The organism is Leptospira licerasiae serovar Varillal str. VAR 010 (assembly GCF_000244755.1).
In the GTDB taxonomy this organism is placed as follows: domain Bacteria; phylum Spirochaetota; class Leptospiria; order Leptospirales; family Leptospiraceae; genus Leptospira_B; species Leptospira_B licerasiae.
In genome coordinates, this window is record NZ_AHOO02000011.1 from 315,745 (window position 1) to 331,389 (window position 15,645).

Annotated in this window: 17 protein-coding genes; 10 read left to right on the plus strand and 7 right to left on the minus strand. The window is 41.0% G+C overall.

The window, feature by feature from the left end:
- The first annotated feature begins 51 nt into the window (after positions 1-51).
- The 4 genes from LEP1GSC185_RS20050 to LEP1GSC185_RS13955 all read left to right on the plus strand — a co-directional run bounded on the left by LEP1GSC185_RS20050 (position 52) and on the right by LEP1GSC185_RS13955 (position 2,340).
- On the plus strand, positions 52-189 hold the full coding sequence (locus tag LEP1GSC185_RS20050) for a hypothetical protein (protein ID WP_008594787.1): 138 nt from the start codon (positions 52-54) through the stop codon (positions 187-189).
- 74 nt (positions 190-263) lie between these two features.
- On the plus strand, positions 264-875 hold the full coding sequence (locus LEP1GSC185_RS13945) for a LemA family protein (protein ID WP_008595815.1): 612 nt from the start codon (positions 264-266) through the stop codon (positions 873-875).
- A 14-nt stretch (positions 876-889) separates the two neighbouring features.
- Positions 890-1,780, plus strand: a complete 891-nt coding sequence (locus tag LEP1GSC185_RS13950; RefSeq protein WP_008595147.1) for a TPM domain-containing protein — start codon at positions 890-892, stop codon at positions 1,778-1,780.
- 5 nt (positions 1,781-1,785) lie between these two features.
- Positions 1,786-2,340, plus strand: a complete 555-nt coding sequence (locus LEP1GSC185_RS13955; protein WP_008595883.1) for a TPM domain-containing protein — start codon at positions 1,786-1,788, stop codon at positions 2,338-2,340.
- A 6-nt stretch (positions 2,341-2,346) separates the two neighbouring features.
- Here LEP1GSC185_RS13955 and LEP1GSC185_RS13960 read toward each other — a convergent pair whose 3' ends face one another.
- The 4 genes from LEP1GSC185_RS13960 to LEP1GSC185_RS13975 all read right to left on the minus strand — a co-directional run bounded on the left by LEP1GSC185_RS13960 (position 2,347) and on the right by LEP1GSC185_RS13975 (position 6,267).
- Positions 2,347-2,745 carry a SufE family protein gene (locus LEP1GSC185_RS13960; RefSeq protein ID WP_008594191.1) on the minus strand — a complete coding sequence of 133 codons (399 nt, stop codon included), beginning with the start codon at positions 2,743-2,745 and terminating at the stop codon, positions 2,347-2,349.
- Positions 2,746-2,824: 79 nt separating this feature from the next.
- Positions 2,825-3,712: a DUF4349 domain-containing protein gene (locus LEP1GSC185_RS13965; protein WP_008595563.1), complete on the minus strand. Its 888-nt coding sequence runs from the start codon at positions 3,710-3,712 to the stop codon at positions 2,825-2,827.
- Between the two features lie 137 nt (positions 3,713-3,849).
- Positions 3,850-5,265 carry a jacalin-like lectin gene (locus LEP1GSC185_RS13970; RefSeq protein WP_008593832.1) on the minus strand — a complete coding sequence of 472 codons (1,416 nt, stop codon included), beginning with the start codon at positions 5,263-5,265 and terminating at the stop codon, positions 3,850-3,852.
- Between the two features lie 90 nt (positions 5,266-5,355).
- On the minus strand, positions 5,356-6,267 hold the full coding sequence (locus LEP1GSC185_RS13975; protein ID WP_008593898.1) for an aldo/keto reductase: 912 nt from the start codon (positions 6,265-6,267) through the stop codon (positions 5,356-5,358).
- Positions 6,268-6,384: 117 nt separating this feature from the next.
- Here LEP1GSC185_RS13975 and LEP1GSC185_RS13980 point away from each other — a divergent pair, with 117 nt between their 5' ends.
- The 3 genes from LEP1GSC185_RS13980 (at position 6,385) to LEP1GSC185_RS13990 (ending at position 9,105) form a co-directional block, all read left to right on the plus strand.
- Positions 6,385-7,512, plus strand: a complete 1,128-nt coding sequence (locus tag LEP1GSC185_RS13980; protein WP_008593552.1) for a TauD/TfdA family dioxygenase — start codon at positions 6,385-6,387, stop codon at positions 7,510-7,512.
- A 66-nt stretch (positions 7,513-7,578) separates the two neighbouring features.
- A complete protein-coding gene (locus LEP1GSC185_RS13985) occupies positions 7,579-8,478 on the plus strand; it encodes a bile acid:sodium symporter family protein (protein ID WP_008595035.1) in 900 nt (299 codons plus the stop codon).
- A gap of 15 nt (positions 8,479-8,493) precedes the next feature.
- Entirely contained in the window at positions 8,494-9,105 is a 612-nt protein-coding gene (locus tag LEP1GSC185_RS13990; protein WP_008595693.1) for a 2-hydroxychromene-2-carboxylate isomerase, read from the plus strand.
- Here LEP1GSC185_RS13990 and ygiD read toward each other — a convergent pair.
- The 3 genes from ygiD to trhO form a co-directional block, all read right to left on the minus strand.
- Complete coding sequence (ygiD, locus tag LEP1GSC185_RS13995; RefSeq protein ID WP_008594249.1) at positions 9,102-9,977, minus strand: 4,5-DOPA-extradiol-dioxygenase; 876 nt, start codon at positions 9,975-9,977, stop codon at positions 9,102-9,104. The genes LEP1GSC185_RS13990 and ygiD overlap by 4 nt on opposite strands.
- A gap of 2 nt (positions 9,978-9,979) precedes the next feature.
- Positions 9,980-10,420: a nuclear transport factor 2 family protein gene (locus tag LEP1GSC185_RS14000; protein WP_008595490.1), complete on the minus strand. Its 441-nt coding sequence runs from the start codon at positions 10,418-10,420 to the stop codon at positions 9,980-9,982.
- Positions 10,421-10,515: 95 nt separating this feature from the next.
- Complete coding sequence (trhO, locus tag LEP1GSC185_RS14005) at positions 10,516-11,565, minus strand: oxygen-dependent tRNA uridine(34) hydroxylase TrhO (RefSeq protein WP_008594397.1); 1,050 nt, start codon at positions 11,563-11,565, stop codon at positions 10,516-10,518.
- Positions 11,566-11,702: 137 nt separating this feature from the next.
- Here trhO and LEP1GSC185_RS14010 point away from each other — a divergent pair, with 137 nt between their 5' ends.
- The 3 genes from LEP1GSC185_RS14010 to LEP1GSC185_RS14020 all read left to right on the plus strand — a co-directional run bounded on the left by LEP1GSC185_RS14010 (position 11,703) and on the right by LEP1GSC185_RS14020 (position 15,643).
- Positions 11,703-12,461, plus strand: a complete 759-nt coding sequence (locus LEP1GSC185_RS14010) for a DNA alkylation repair protein (protein WP_008593861.1) — start codon at positions 11,703-11,705, stop codon at positions 12,459-12,461.
- A gap of 179 nt (positions 12,462-12,640) precedes the next feature.
- Complete coding sequence (locus tag LEP1GSC185_RS14015; RefSeq protein ID WP_008594951.1) at positions 12,641-14,179, plus strand: DEAD/DEAH box helicase; 1,539 nt, start codon at positions 12,641-12,643, stop codon at positions 14,177-14,179.
- A 111-nt stretch (positions 14,180-14,290) separates the two neighbouring features.
- Positions 14,291-15,643: a DNA recombination protein RmuC gene (locus LEP1GSC185_RS14020; RefSeq protein ID WP_008594356.1), complete on the plus strand. Its 1,353-nt coding sequence runs from the start codon at positions 14,291-14,293 to the stop codon at positions 15,641-15,643.
- The last annotated feature ends 2 nt before the right edge of the window (positions 15,644-15,645 follow it).

Here is a 15,645-nt window from a genome sequence, read left to right on the forward strand (position 1 = left end):
ATTTGTCCGGGGCCCGCTGTATTTTTATATACGGACCACAAGGAGGCGCCAATGAAAACCGAACATAGAAACTCGATCAACCAAGAAAAAATATCCGCTCTCGCGGAAATGCTCGCAGACAAACTCATCGAAGAAATCCGCAAAAGAGCCTTGGAAAAACACGAAAATTTCCCAAAAGAGGCGGCATAAAACAGAATGTTGTCAGAAAAAACCGATTGCCAAGGGACGTTTTACTTACAAAATTCCGCTGGTCGGAGGTAGGAATGTCCCAAGGCGATTTTTTTCGGATCCGTAAAAGTTTTCTGATCGGTTTTACCGGTCTGATCTTGTTTTTCGTAAACTCATGCGGGTATAACACGATCCAAGTCCAAGACGAACAGGTAAAAGCCGCCTGGTCGGAAGTAATCAATATGTACCAGAGAAGAGCGGATCTTATCCCTAACCTGGTCAACACGGTCAAAGGATACGCCGCTCAAGAAAAAGAAGTGCTGATCGAGGTTACCAAGGCTAGAGCAAGCGTAGGTTCCGTCCAAGCAACACCTGAAATATTAAATAATCCTGAACTATTTGCAAAATTCAATCAGGCACAAGGACAAATGACCTCTGCACTATCCAGATTAATGGTAGTAGTGGAAAAATATCCGGATCTAAAATCGGACAAAAGTTTTATTGGACTACAAGCCCAGTTAGAAGGTACCGAAAATAGGATCGCAGTTGCGAGAAACCGTTACATCACTTCAGTCCAAGAATACAATATCACAGTCAGAACATTTCCAAACGTGATCACGGCTAAAATTTTCGGTTACGATGTAAAACCGAATTTCAGCGTAGAGAACGAAAAGGAAATTTCTAAACCTCCTCAAGTCCAATTCTAAAACTCGGATTTCAGATGAGAAGGTTGTTCTTTCTTCCAATTTTACTATTCTGTACCGGGATTTTCGCGGACCAGATCCCTATCCCCAAATTGGTACATAGAGTCACCGATCTGACTTCCACACTAAGCGAAGAAGAAGTTTCGAGTTTAGAAAATAAACTTAAAACATTCGAAAAACGTAAAGGAAGTCAGGTTGTTCTGGTAATCGTCCCAACTACCGGCGACGAAACCATAGAACAGTATTCTATCCGCCTTGCTGAGGATTGGAAAATAGGAAGAAAGGGTATAGCCGACGGGGTCATTTTCCTGGTAGCTAAAGACGATCGTAAAATGCGTTTCGAGATCGGACGAGGCTTAGAAGGAGCAATACCTGACGTAATTAGCAAAAGAATACAGTTAGAATACATTAGGCCATTATTTAAAGAAGGTAAGTATTACAAAGGGATCGATCAAGGGATCGATAAGATACTCGGGTTAATAGATGGAGAACAACTTCCGGAACCAAGCTCAACAAGTTACGAATCGTCTAGCTCGGAAGCAGAAGACGATCAATTCGGACTTTATATCGGAGCCTTGATCGTAATAGGGGTCGTAATAGGATTCTTATTCAAAAAATTGTTCAGCCTACTCCAGGCTGGACTCGCCACATATATTGGATATTGGGTGGGAGGTTTATTAGGTTTTTCCCTAGAAGTAATGCTTCCACTTTTGGTGATCTTCTTTATACTACTTTGTATCATCTATATCGCTGCAAAAAATCCCGGTTCCGGAGGCGGAGGATGGTCCGGAGGTTCCTGGAGTTCCTATGGTTCCGGCGATTCTGGTTGGAGTTCCTCTTCTTCAAGCGATTCTTTTAGCGGAGGTGGAGGAGATTTCAGCGGTGGAGGATCCTCTTCGGATTGGTAATTCTTATGAGCAAAAATCCTTCTTTAACCGAAAGACTGATACGCAATCTTTTTGCAGGATTCCTAGATCTATTTAGGATTGGGAACGGACCTCTATCAGGTTTTACTTTATTAAGAAAATATTTTAGTCCTAAAGATCTGCGAGAGATCACAGCTGCGGTTGCGGATTCCGAAAAAACTCACAGAGGGGAATTAAAAGTCGCAGTCGAAACAAAGATCCCACTTTTCCAAATATTCTCCGGAAAGACCGCGAGGGACAGAGCATTAGAGATGTTCTCTTTTTTGAAAGTGTGGGACACGGAAGAAAATACCGGAATACTGATCTATATACTTCTTTCCGAAAAGAAAATCGTAACTTTGGCGGATCGTGGTATTTACAAAAAGATAGGACAGGAAAGATTAAATCTGATCTCTTCTAAAATAGGAGAAGGTTTTAAGTCAGGGGCTCCTAAGGATGCTATCCTCACAGGTATCAAAGAGCTAACCCAAGAATTAAGCAAATATTTCCCGGCCGGTAAGAAAAACCCGAACGAGATCCCGAACGAACCTTATATAAGCTGATAGATATTAGAAACTTCTAATTTTATTTACCATGGAATAGAGACCGTTTCTACGGCTCATGGAAAGATGTTTGTCCAGACCGATCTCTTTTAGGAACTCCAAAGATGCGGACTTGATCTCTTCTTTTGTTCTTCCGGAAAAAACCCTTAAGAGTAAAGCGATCATTCCTTTTGTGATCGCTGAATCACTATCCGCCTGGATAAACAATTTACCTTCTTTTTCTTCCGGGACAACCCAAACCCTAGACTGGCAGCCTGGGACCAATCTATCTTCCGTTTTCAATTCGGGAGCTAAAACTGGAAGCTCGTCCCCTATCTCGATCAGCATTTGGTATCTTTCTTCCCAGTCAGCTGCTTCCGAGAACTCGGCGATAATTTCTTTTTGAACTTCTTCCAGAGTCGGCATTTTTTTCCCCAGGCTATTTTTTCTAGGCTAAAAACCGTGGTTTCCTCGGAAACAAAATAATTTGGATGCGAACATTCTCTTATTTTAAACGATTCTTCACATATTTGATCAGGTAGAAAATCCCCGCGGCAATCAAAGCTAAAGGAATAATATAGATCAAAGAAAGTATCAGTTTTAGCCCAATACTTGCCAGATCGATAAACGCATCCCCAAAACTAGGAACTTCTATCGCTTTCGGCTTTTTAGGACCGTACATATGAATGCTGATCTTTGCCCAATTGACACGATCCATAATTTTCCACTTTTCGAATTCAGCCGAGTCGGCAGAGTCCTCGGATTGCCCCAATAGTTCTTCGATCTCCGCTGCATTTTTTGGCGTGGATCTGTTGCCAAGTTCCGTTCTTCTTGCTATCCTGATCTTCTCTCTTTTGGCATGGATCTGTTCTAATGTATAATTTTCGGTATGATCTTCTACTTGGATATTTTCGGAAGTGAGGGTACCTATCTTCTCCAATTCCATTAAAACTTGATATAGGTCGGAAGACTTTACATGAATGACCGCAGTCATACTTGGCTCTGTATCTCCTCCCCAATTCTGAAGACTTTCACTTTGAACGAATCCATACTTGCCTGAAAGTTCCAACAGGAATTTCCGAGCTGAGATAAAATCCTTGGTTTCGAAATTTAGATCTACTTTATACTCTAGAAGTCGACCTATCTTCAGGTTTCCGATCTTAGGAGTGGCAAAGGTTTTTATCTGGTCCTCGGGTGTTTCTTCCCTTTCTCCCGCTTTGCCGGTAAGTTTTTTCTCGGCTTCTTGCATCGGTTGTTCATCTGCAGAAGGCATAGGTGCCGCCGCGGATCTAGAACGTAAGTCCGAAAGTTCTTCTGATTGTTTTTTCGAATTTTCGGCCTTGCAGACGAAAAGTAAGGATACGATTAAGATTGATGTTAAAAAGCGAAACATTCATTTCTCCTAAAAATCCTATACGTCCCGAATCGAACCTCGGACATATTTAGGGAACTTTCTATTAGAAACAAATGGATCGCTTTTTATTCCTTCGATTTTTATCGAATGTTTGGCCGAAATACTTTTAGGTTCATTTATAGGATCGGCGCAAAGATCACACCCAATTTATCAACTTCGTCTCCACTTCTTCCATGAAATCCGACAATCCCCCAACCGTTAGGCGCTGCGTATGTAGTGCAGGAAGATGTAGTGGATCCGCCTGTAAGGGATCTTGCTAAGTTGGTATGGAATTGTGCGTAAAATATACGGGTGTGACCGTTTTTTTGACCGCTACAAAGTTTTACCTGGTCTAAGTATTCCCCGGACCCGAGTGTCAAAGTTTGTAAACTTCCTCCTGTTCCGCCGTGGTTTAAAACCGTTCCATTCGTTAATTGTAAAGAAACCGCATCTACTCTGGACCCGGATCTCAGACTTAACTTGGATACACTGGGAGAAGATGGTAGAGAATTGACATCGTTGAATGCAGTTCCGTGCGGCCCACCGAATGTATCGCTAAATACAAGGTTTCGTAAAAGTGAATAATTGAACGTAGAAGAAACTGCGTAATGATCTGAAAGCATAGCTCCCGTAACAGGATGTACGAATCTTTGCTCTTCAATCAAATAAGAACTAGGAGATAAGGAAATATAGGAATTCCCACGATAGAAAATTTTATCCACAACTTCACAACTAGCGCTAGTTCGATGACCATCACAATCAGTCAAAGCATCCGCTCCTTGTGTTGGATAAGATCCCCCTCTTATCAATTGGATCCAAACGTCGGTGAATCCATGATTGATAAATTCTCTGATATTGTCTCCTGATCTGGTGTATCTTGTATTTGTATCTCCCATCACAATTACCGCATTACCTGCGGAATTAGATTCTATAAAATTCAAAATTTGTAATACATTCGATCTTCTTGCAGCTAGATCCGGTTCTTCCGTGCTTGCGTTTGTATGTAAATTATATACGTCCAAAAACACTCCCGGGGTTATCGTATGCCTTGCCAATGTAAAACCTTTAGGCGTAAGACAATCGGTTCCGTTACAAGCGTCCCAATCCACTCTTTCAAAATCTGAAAATGGAAAATATGAGAGAGTATTCAAACCGTCACCTATCCCCATTCCTCCGCTTGTGGCGGATCTATAAGGATGCACATCGTTTGCATAGAGACTTGCGTGATAATTAAAATCTTCCTGGACTTGGACCAGATCGAATGGTGTCATCAAAGGTCCTATATAAGGAGTATTCTCACTCGGATTCGAACTGGAAAAAGGTTCCAATAATCCAGCCACATTATAAGCGAGCAGAGAGAATGTTCCGGTTCCATTCACAGTATTAATCACTGTAAGGTCCGAATAGTTTGCGCCAATTTTCGTTTGGTCCGGTTTCTGGATCAATCCCAGTAAACTTTCCGTGTTTATGACCTTTTCCCCGTTACAATTGAATAGGAACCATAAGATCCCTAACAAGAGGGGAATCCTCTTTTTGCCTTGTTCGATTTTCATTTCGATTCTCCGTTTTTTGATATCGAACGGGTAGTATAAATATAAGTATTATATTTTAATTAGAACTATCTTATATGGTCATTTTTTTTATTAGCGAACTCTTTTACCGGTTCCCGATTCCAAAATCCGAAACCATTCCTCTCTTTCTAACTGAACTTGAAATGTTTTAGCCGCTGATCTAATACGATCTATTTCATTGGTCCCTAAAATAGGGACCAATTGTGCAGGATGAAAGAGATACCAAGAAAATAATACCGCATCCATAGTTGTTCCCTTTTCCTTTGCCAGTTCTTCCAATGTTTTATATAAAACAATTTCCTGTTCCGTTTTAGGTTGGAAAACCCGACCGCCGGCAGTCGGAGACCAGATCATCGGTTTAATTCTTAACTCTTGGGCCTGATCAAATACTCCATTCACCAAAGGATCAGAATAAAATGGATGGAATTCCACTTGGTTCGTAACTAAAGGAAAATTCAATCTGGATTGTAAAAGTGAAAATTGAGAAGGAGTAAAATTCGAAACTCCGAAATATAGAACTTTCCCGCTTTCCTTCAAAGTATTGAAGGCCGTCGAAACCTCATCCGCATTCATAAGCGGATCGGGCCTATGGATCAAAAACAGATCTATTTTATCTACATTCAATTTTTTTAATGCATTTTCCGCGGAGTGGATCAGATATTCGCAGGATGTATCGTAATATTTTATCGAAATCCCGGGGCGGTTCGGGCCTGGAAGTTGTATCCCTGCCTTAGTGACTATCTTGATCTTTTCTTTTAGGCTGGGTTTAGACCTCAATACTTCGCCGAATTTTTCTTCGTTTCCATATTCTCCGTACAGGTCCGCATGATCAAATGTGTCTATTCCCGATTCCAGACAAACTTCTATCTTTTCCAAGATCCGATCAGTATTACAACCTTTCGGATCCATATGTAATCTCCAACAACCGTAAACCAGACTGGAAAGACCCGGACCCGCCTTGTATTTATCTTCTTTCTCCGGCATAATACTCATGATATACCTATTTTAGTAGAAGCCGACGAGGCAAGACGGAAATGAAAAGACTTGCCTTTCCGTTCTATAGTTTTATAAAAGTTTTCATTCTCTAACGGGAGAGCTTACATGAAAACAAATACAATTTCCCGATCCGGCAAATCCTCCATTAAGAAAGTTTCCCCTAACAAAACTAAGCCGAAAGGTGTAGGCCGGGTAGAAAGATCTTTTTTCCCGGGAAAGGAACTCCCTAGAATTTACGGCCCGGGTGACACAAACGCTTTAGAGCCCGGATTTTTACCCGCATGGATCTCTAAAAATAAAAAATCCATCGAGGCCGATCTATTAGAATACGGCGCAGTCTTATTCAGAGGTTTTCAAATCTCTTCCCCCCAAGAATTCGAAGACGTTGCTCTTAGCTTGGATAAAAATCTGAAGACTGACTACTTGGGAACTTCTCCCAGAAATAAAGTCACTCAGTTTGTTCATACTGCAAGCGAACTTCCTCCTCATTATCCGATCATGCAACATGCGGAGATGAGCTTCTTAGACAAACCTCCCCGTAAATTAATGTTCTTCTGCGCCGTTGCACCAAAAGAACATGGAGAAACTCCGATTGCCGACCTCAGAAAAATTTACGAAGACCTCGATCCGGACCTTTTAAAAAAGTTCGAATCTAAAGGAGTCAAATACATCCGTAAATACGACGGGCCGAACGCCTCTCGATATAATCTTTGGAAAACAAAACGTTGGGACGAAATGTTCTCGACCAAAGAAAAAAAACAAGTGGAGAAGATCGCAGCACAACAAAGATTCCAAGTAGAATGGCTACCTGAAGACGGATTAAAACTTACAAATAAGCAGGTCGCGGTGCGCAAACACCCTATTACAAAAACTAAAGCTTGGCATAATCATAGCCAGGTATTCCACCAAGACGCGGCCAGATTAGAATATGCAAAAATCCTAAAGCAACAAGGCAATATCCGAAGCCTGATCCTAGCCGGAGTCCTGTATGTTCTCACGTTCTTAAAGAAGAAGTTAGTGGAACCCAAAGACCAGGACACGAATGTGATCTTCGGAGACGATTCCGAGATCAGCGTTTCCGAGATCGGCAAGGTAAGCCAAACATTCTGGAAACATTTGTCCATATTCTCCTGGCAAAAGGGAGACGTTCTTTTGATAGACAATTATTCCGTTTCCCACGGAAGATTACCATTCTCCGGACCAAGGGAAATTTTAGTCACCTGGACGGATTAAAATATAATTTAAAAAATCATAAAATATTAAACAGCAGCGGATTCGAGCCCTGCTGTAGGTAAATACATGCAAGATTACGATTTAGTCAGATTGAATTTCAGTCAGGGAGGGCTCTTTGTCCTGAATATCTGCCTGGGACTTATCATGTACGGGGTCTCCTTAGAATTGACCCTAGCCGATTTTACAAATTTGAGAAAACAACCCAAAGCGGCAATTGTTGGCCTGTTTTCTCAATTGGTTTTATTGCCTGCAATCACGGTAGGATTACTATATATTTTAAAACCGCATCCCGGTTTGGCGCTCGGAATGATCTTAGTGGCAGCATGTCCCGGCGGGAATATGTCCAATTTTATCAGCCTTCTCGCAAAAGGAAATGTTCCTCTTTCTATTTCATTAACCGCAACTACAACGGTTCTTGCCTGGTTCTTTACTCCATTTAACTTTTTCTTTTGGGGAAAATTATATTCTCCCGCCGCGGACAGACTAAAAGAGATCAGCTTAAATCCTATAGACGTATTTCTTTCTATTTTCCTAATATTGGTTTTACCTTTAATTTTAGGCGCTCTTACAAATCGTTTTTTTCCAAGGATCGCTTCTTCTTTAAAAAAACCGATGAGGATCGGATCCACAATTCTACTCGGAGTTTTTATACTCATCGCATTCGTGGGTAACTGGAAGTCATTTGTAGAATTCGGACCTGTTTTGTTTTGGCTAGTCCTTCTTCATAACGGCTCCGCGTTGACGGTGGGATACCTTGCCTCTTGGATTGCAGGTCTTGCTCATAAAGAAAGAAAAACAATCTCTTTAGAAACGGGACTCCAAAACTCTGGATTAGGCCTTATCTTAATTTTTACATTCTTCCAGGGAATAGGATCTATGGCTCTCATCGCTGCTTGGTGGGGAGTATGGCATTTGATTAGCGGGCTTTTATTAGCCGCTATCTGGGGAAGAGAAAAAACAACCTGAGATTTTCGTACACGTATGAGCGAGAAAAGTTCACCGACTATTTCTTTCTGGTTCGAATTTGCGAGCACCTATTCTTATTTAACTGTGGGAAGGATCAGATCCTTGGCAGAAAAAGAAGGTATCCGGATCGAATGGAAACCTTTTCTGTTAGGTCCCATCTTTAAGGACCAAGGGATGTCCGATTCTCCTTTTAATCTCTATCCTACTAAAGGAAAATACATGTGGAAGGATCTGGAAAGAAGATCCGCAAAATATGGACTTCCTTTTCGAAAGCCGGATATTTTTCCTCAAAATGGATTAAAGGCCGCCAGGATAACGATCGCGAATCTGGACAAACCCTGGGTGTACGATTTTATATTAGAAACATATAAAGTGGAATTTTCTAAAAAACAGGACATCTCTGAATCTTTCGTTCTTTTTCAGATATTAAGATCATTAGGCCAAACCCCTGAGAGCATAATCGCCTCTTCCGAATCGGATGAAAACAAAAACAAACTCAGGGAAAATACGGAGCAAGCCAGAAAACTCGGGATTTTCGGAGCTCCTAGCTTTATTGCAAACGGAGAATTATTTTGGGGAGATGATCGTTTAGAAGATGCGATCGAATTCCTAAAAAACGGATCTTAAACGATCTTCATACTAGTTAGAGATACCGAACTCTGGATGATATCGTTATAAAAACGGATCTCTTCTTTGCCATCCGCTAATGCCAAAGCATATAACATAGGAAAATAATGTTCCGGAGTTGGGATGGCAATCTGCACTGCAGTTCCTAATTTTTGATAATTTGCGAGGCTCTTCCAATCTCTCTTTTGGATCAGGTCTTTGAAAGTTTCGTTAGCATCCAATGCCCAGTCGTGCGCTTTATCCTGATTTTTCCAATCGTAGAGACGCAAATTATGGACCAAGTCCCCACTGCCTAAAACCAGAACGCCCTGTTCTCGGAGTTTTGACAAAGACTTTGCAAATTCATAATGCCATTCTCCCGATTTAGTAGCGTCCAAGCTCAACTGGACCACAGGAATATTTGCCTTTGGATACATGTTCCTAAGAACGCTCCAAGTCCCATGATCTAGTCCCCAAGAATCGTCTTGGATCACTTGTGCATCTTTGGATCTGGAAAGTTCTTCCGCAAGTTTTGGATCGCCAGGAGCAGAATATTGTACATCGAATAATTCCTGAGGGAATCCATAAAAATCGTGAATTGTAGGAGGAAATTGATTTGAGGTTACGTAGGTTCCCTTAGTAAACCAATGAGCGGAAATACTTAGAATTGCTTTAGGTTCCGGAAAATCCTTAGTGGATTCCGCCCATGTGTCGGCTAACGGGTTCGGTCCAAGAGCGTTCATTGGACTCCCATGACCTACGAAGAATACTGGTAATTTTTGCATGATCTTTCCTTCCCCTCGTTTATCCTTTAAGAGTTCTTTTAGTCCGATCGCGCCGAATAAAATTCCGCTTGTCGCTAGCAAAAATTCCTTTCGGCCGATCTTTTTCATATTTAAAACATTGTGTTTTCGTTTTTAGGATTTTCCGGAATTTCCTGAATCACATCCCAATGCTCAACTATCTTGTCCTTTTCGACCCTGAAGATATCGACTACCGCCAATCCCCTGGAGGTCTTGTCCAATTTCAGGTGAGAATGGACGACTACCATATTTCCATCGACTAAGGCCCTTTTGATCTCAAAGGAAGTGTCCGGCATATGTTTGAAAAAACCATCGAACGCTTCTTTAAAAGCTTCTTTGCCTGTACCAATGCTAGGGTTATGTTGTCTATAATCATCGCTGAGATATAGGTCCGCTGCTTCCCTATACTTACGATCGACTAAGGCATTTTTAAAGTAGTCTAAGACTAACTTCTTATTTTTTTCCTCTTGTGCGAAATTTCCGCAGCTAAGAAGACTCACAACGGCTAACGAGAGCGCTGCTAATTTTTTCATTTTAAGTTCCTACCTGATTTGGTAAAAGATACTTTTTAGACAACTTGTAATCAAAAAAATTACAAGTTTTTTGATATTTCGTTCGAAATCCGGAATTATTTTCCTTTGTAAAGTTCGAAAACCTTAGGCCTGATCTTGGATTTGGAAAAATGTTGGTTCGAAGCAGCTTTACCTTTTCGTAATTTTTTCTGTTCTTCGGGAGGAAGGGCCGCGATCTTCTGGCATTCTACCGAGCAACAATTATCGAATTTTTCCGCACAAGATTCGCATTGAATGAATAGAATATGACAGGCAGGGTTTGCGCAATTGATATGCCTTGCGGATTTTTGATCGCATTGGTGGCATTCGCTTAGGATCTCTTCTCCGACGGTTTCCTGGAGCCTAGCGTCGAATACGAAATTTTTCCCCTTAAACTTGGATTCCAGTCCCTTCTCTTTAATTTCGGATGCGTAAGAGATAATTCCTCCGTGTAACTGATACACATTCTGGAATCCGTGATGTTTCAGATAAGCAGAGGCCTTTTCGCACCGGATCCCTCCTGTACAATACATTACGATTTCCTTATCCTTTTTATCTTGCAGAAGGTCTACAATCAGAGGTAATTCCTCTCGAAATGTATCGGCTTGCGGAAGTAATGCTCCCTCGAAATGTCCGATCTCCGATTCATAATGATTTCGAACGTCCACCACAACCGTATCGGAGGATTCCAACTTTTTATTAAATTCTTCTGCGCTTAAATGAGTTCCTACATTGGTTACGTCGAAAGCATCATCCGCCAAACCGTCTGCAACGATCTTGTTACGAACTCGTATATCTAATTTTAAGAATGAATAAGACTTTTGTTCCACTGCGATCTTGAATGGAACATCTTTGAATTCTTTTCTCGCGTCTACGGAATCCCTGAACTTTTGAAAATTGAATTCAGGCACGGATAACTGAGCGTTGATCCCTTCTCTAGCGATATAGATCCTTCCGAGTACACCTAAGGACTCCCATTCTCTGTATAGTTCGTTACGGAGAAGGGTCGGATCCTCTAAGATCACATATCTATAAAAGGAAATAGTAATACGTTGAAAATTTTCGGCCTCAATCCTCTTTCTGAGAATATCCTTACTATAAATATTATGAAGGGGTTTATGTTTCATACGAGAGCAGTTCTTTCCTAAAAAATAGGATTTGTTGGACCTCCTAACTGGCAAGCCCAAAAACCGAATTTTGGAACATGACATTTATCCCCCTATAATGCTTGCCCTCCCCCTCTATCAAAAATAAATTTTGTCGCATGCCCAAGCCCAAATCGACTGCTCAAAAGAAATCATTAGGCGGAGAAAATTCCAAGGCGGAAAATGTAATCCAAGAAGTCCGAGAACTTTCCGACCCAAAAGCGGTAGAAATACTCTCCCGATTTTTTAAAACGGGAAAGGGGCAATATGGAGAAGGTGACCTCTTTCTTGGTGTAAAGGTCCCACCTTTGAGAAAAATTTCAAAATCATACAAAGGCCTTCCCTTATCCGAACTACAAAAGATCGTAAAGTCGAAATACCACGAAGAAAGGCTCCTAGGTTTTTTTATACTATGTGAGAAGTTCCAAAAAACTCCGGAAGAAGATCGTAAAGAATTACATCTATTCTATTTAAAAAACTTAAAATATGTGAACAATTGGGATATCGTAGACTTAAGCTCCAGAGATTTGATCGGAGATTATCTTTTGGACAAGAATCGGGATCTCTTATACAAGCTTGTTAAATCGAATAGTTTATGGGAAAGAAGGATAGCGATCATATCGACTTATGCTTTTATCCGCAATGGAGACTTTAAAGATACCTTAAAGATCTCTGAATTACTCCTAACGGACAAAGAGGATCTTATCCATAAGGCTGTAGGTTGGATGCTAAGAGAAGTCGGCAACCGAAGTCTCAAGCCTGAGACGGACTTTTTGGACAAACATGCTCATAAGATGCCCAGAACGATGCTTAGATATGCGATCGAAAAATTTCCAACTAAGTTAAAGTCGAAATATATGAAGGCCGGCAAGGAATAAAAGATCTTTAATGCTATGCCGCCAAAGCTGCTTTGAATTCATGGAAGAAACGATATCTGAGCCTAAATCTTTCCTTTATGTTTAAATAGGACTATTCAATAAAGATCCAAGCTCTTAGCCAGACAGGCACAATCGTAGGGATAACGTAAAAATTTATACGAATATCCCAGGAGCAATCTTTGAAACCCAAAAAAACATTCCATGAACTCGGACTATCCGAGGACGTCTTAAACGCAGTATCCGATCTAGGATTTACGGAACCTTCTTCCATTCAATCCGAATCTATCCCACTTATCCTTTCCGGAAGAGACGTAATCGGTCATTCCCGTACCGGAACAGGTAAAACCGCAGCATTTGCAATTCCAAGTTTAGAAATATTGGAAGAAGGAGAACAATCTCCACAAGTATTAGTGCTTTGTCCCACCAGAGAATTGGTGGTCCAAGTCGCGGAAGAATTCAGAAAATTAGGAAAATATAAAGAAGATTTCCAAGTAGCTGCAATCTACGGTGGGGACGATATCACCAAACAATTCAAGGCATTAAAGAGAAAACCACAAGTGATCGTCGGAACTCCAGGACGGACCATGGATCATATGGACAGAAAGACCTTGGTTCTAAGCGGGATCAAAATGGTGATCCTAGACGAAGCAGACGAAATGTTGGACATGGGTTTTTTAGAGGATATGGAGATCATCCTCGCAAAAGTCCCTGAAGAAAGACAGACCATTCTATTCTCCGCTACTCTTTCCGCAAAGGTAATGGGAATTACCAAAAAGTTCCAAAATTCCCCTAAGATCGTAGACGTCACCGGAGGAAAAGCAGACAGACCTAAGATCCGACAGATCTATTTTGAAATGAGAGAAGGACTCAAACCAGAGGCTCTGATCCGTCTTTTAGAATTCCACACTCCAAAAGCTTCATTAGTATTTTGTAATACTAAAGTCAGAGTGGACGAACTTGTAGAATTTCTGAAATCCAAGGGAATATTCTCAGAAGGATTGCACGGAGATCTTTCCCAAAATCAAAGGAACAAGGTAATGTCCGGATTTCGCTCCGGACTGGTTACAGTTCTTGTAGCAACCGACGTTGCAGGAAGAGGAATCGACGTAAGCGACGTAGAAGCAGTATTCAATTACGATATTCCAAGAGATTCTGAAGACTATGTTCACCGTATCGGCAGAACAGGAAGAGCCGGAAGAAAAGGATTAGCACTCAGTTTTGTTTCCAATAGAGAATTCAAAACATTGCGTAAGATAAAAGAGGATCATGAATTCGAAATGGAACTCGGAAAAGTTCCCGATATTTCAGAACTGACCGAAAAGAAATTTTTAGAATATTCCAATATTGTAAAAGAAGTTTCGGAAGAAGGAGATGTTTCCGAATATTCCAAACTTGTGAAGAAACTTACCTCGGAAGGAATTCCTGCAGAACGTTTAGCGGCTGCACTCTTCAAGTTAGCTCTTGCGGATAAGTCCGAAAAATTCGACTCAAGCCTACGTTTCGACCAGGACCAAAAGGGTTTCCGGGAAAAAGAAAGTTCTTCCCGCAACGACCGCAATGATAGACGTTTTGGTGGAAAATCCAATCAAAAAGGAAAACGGGACCATAAGGATAAAAACCGAAACTCCAATCGATTCCATCGTGGAGGCAGCGGAGGCGGTAAAAAAGGTTCTGGCTCCGGTTCCGGCGGCCCTTCTCGAAAAAAGGTAAAACATTAATTTTTAAATTTTCACAACAGACCCTAGATTTGTCCGGGGTCTCTATAAAATGGAAATTCTATCCTGGAAATAGGTATCCTGAATTGTACCGAATTCCAAAAAGGAGTCAAAATGGAATTTGCAATCGTATTACTCACAGGACTTCTCATAGGTTTTGGCCTGGCTTTTTTCTTGGCCAAAGCTCTTTATTCCAAAGAGTCTGGGATCAATCCAAGTGAGCATGAAAAATTAAAATTAGAAAGAGCGGGACTTCTTACTTCCGAACAAAGATCCAAGGAAAGGATCTTACAGTTAGAAAAAGAGTTCAAAGAGAATTCCGAAAAGACAGAAAAAGCGATCGGCTATTACCAAGCCATGAAAAAGGAATCCGATCTTTTAAAGGAAAGATTGGAGAACCAAAAAAAGGAATTCGAAGAACTTATGTCCAAGCTGGATGAAAAGTTCAAACATGCGGCCAACCAGGCACTCTTGGATAATTCCCAAAAATTCAACCAGCAAACCCACGAAAAGATGACCGATCTACTCCGTCCTTTTAAGGAAGAAATAGAAAAGTTCGGGATCAAAGTAGAACTATCTCATAAAGAGCATAAGGACGATACGGCAAACCTAAAGGCTCAGATCAATAATCTATTAGAAATGAATAAAACACTTTCGGAAGACGCTAAAAGTTTAGCATCCGCTCTGAAAGGGAACTCCAAAACCCAAGGAGATTGGGGAGAAGGGATCCTCGAAAATATACTTCAAAATAGCGGCTTAGTGAAAGGAAGAGAATACACCGCACAAGAATCCGTACAAACAGAAGACGGAAGATTAAGGCCTGATATAGTAGTCAAACTTCCTTCCGGAAAATCGATCGTCATAGACTCCAAGGTTTCCTTGACTGCCTACGTGGAATATGCTTCCGCCGAAACGGAAGAAGTAAAAAAGGCTGCTTTACAAAGGCACCTCAAAAGTTTGTATGAACATGTCTCAGGATTATATAAAAAAAATTACCAATCTTTATATGGGATAGAATCCCTGGACTTTGTGCTGATGTTCCTACCGGTGGAACCTTCTTATTACGAAGCTGTTCGAACAGATCCTAAATTTTTAGAAGATGCATACGCTAAAAATATACTAATCGTTACTCCTTCTACCTTAATGGTTTCCTTAAAGATGGTGGCAAATCTTTGGAGAAAGGAAAAACAAAACAAGAATTCGGAACAGATTGCAGAGGAATCCGGCAAGATGTACGACAAGATCGTAGAGATCGTTACCGCATTAGAAGTCCTTGGCAAATCCATAGATAAATCTAAGGACAATTACGACGCGGTGCTTGGAAAATTAAAATCGGGCAGAGGAAATCTTTTGGGAAGAGCGGAGAATATTCGTAAACTAGGGGCAAAAGTCCGTAAGTCGCTAGATTCAACTTCGGAGGATTCCCAAGATGATGCGGAAGAAACTTTGTTTTTGAATGGAGAATGATC

Coding starts and splice junctions, on each gene's coding strand:
- LEP1GSC185_RS13965 (WP_008595563.1), bottom strand. CDS start 3,712: ATGTTTCGCTTTTTAACATCAATCTTAATCGTATCCTTACTTTTCGTC.
- LEP1GSC185_RS14010 (WP_008593861.1), top strand. CDS start 11,703: ATGCCCAAGCCCAAATCGACTGCTCAAAAGAAATCATTAGGCGGAGAA.
- trhO (WP_008594397.1), bottom strand. CDS start 11,565: ATGAAACATAAACCCCTTCATAATATTTATAGTAAGGATATTCTCAGA.
- LEP1GSC185_RS14020 (WP_008594356.1), top strand. CDS start 14,291: ATGGAATTTGCAATCGTATTACTCACAGGACTTCTCATAGGTTTTGGC.
- LEP1GSC185_RS13985 (WP_008595035.1), top strand. CDS start 7,579: ATGCAAGATTACGATTTAGTCAGATTGAATTTCAGTCAGGGAGGGCTC.
- LEP1GSC185_RS14000 (WP_008595490.1), bottom strand. CDS start 10,420: ATGAAAAAATTAGCAGCGCTCTCGTTAGCCGTTGTGAGTCTTCTTAGC.
- LEP1GSC185_RS13970 (WP_008593832.1), bottom strand. CDS start 5,265: ATGAAAATCGAACAAGGCAAAAAGAGGATTCCCCTCTTGTTAGGGATC.
- LEP1GSC185_RS13960 (WP_008594191.1), bottom strand. CDS start 2,745: ATGCCGACTCTGGAAGAAGTTCAAAAAGAAATTATCGCCGAGTTCTCG.
- LEP1GSC185_RS20050 (WP_008594787.1), top strand. CDS start 52: ATGAAAACCGAACATAGAAACTCGATCAACCAAGAAAAAATATCCGCT.
- LEP1GSC185_RS13980 (WP_008593552.1), top strand. CDS start 6,385: ATGAAAACAAATACAATTTCCCGATCCGGCAAATCCTCCATTAAGAAA.
- ygiD (WP_008594249.1), bottom strand. CDS start 9,977: ATGAAAAAGATCGGCCGAAAGGAATTTTTGCTAGCGACAAGCGGAATT.
- LEP1GSC185_RS13945 (WP_008595815.1), top strand. CDS start 264: ATGTCCCAAGGCGATTTTTTTCGGATCCGTAAAAGTTTTCTGATCGGT.
- LEP1GSC185_RS13975 (WP_008593898.1), bottom strand. CDS start 6,267: ATGCCGGAGAAAGAAGATAAATACAAGGCGGGTCCGGGTCTTTCCAGT.
- LEP1GSC185_RS13990 (WP_008595693.1), top strand. CDS start 8,494: ATGAGCGAGAAAAGTTCACCGACTATTTCTTTCTGGTTCGAATTTGCG.
- LEP1GSC185_RS13955 (WP_008595883.1), top strand. CDS start 1,786: ATGAGCAAAAATCCTTCTTTAACCGAAAGACTGATACGCAATCTTTTT.
- LEP1GSC185_RS13950 (WP_008595147.1), top strand. CDS start 890: ATGAGAAGGTTGTTCTTTCTTCCAATTTTACTATTCTGTACCGGGATT.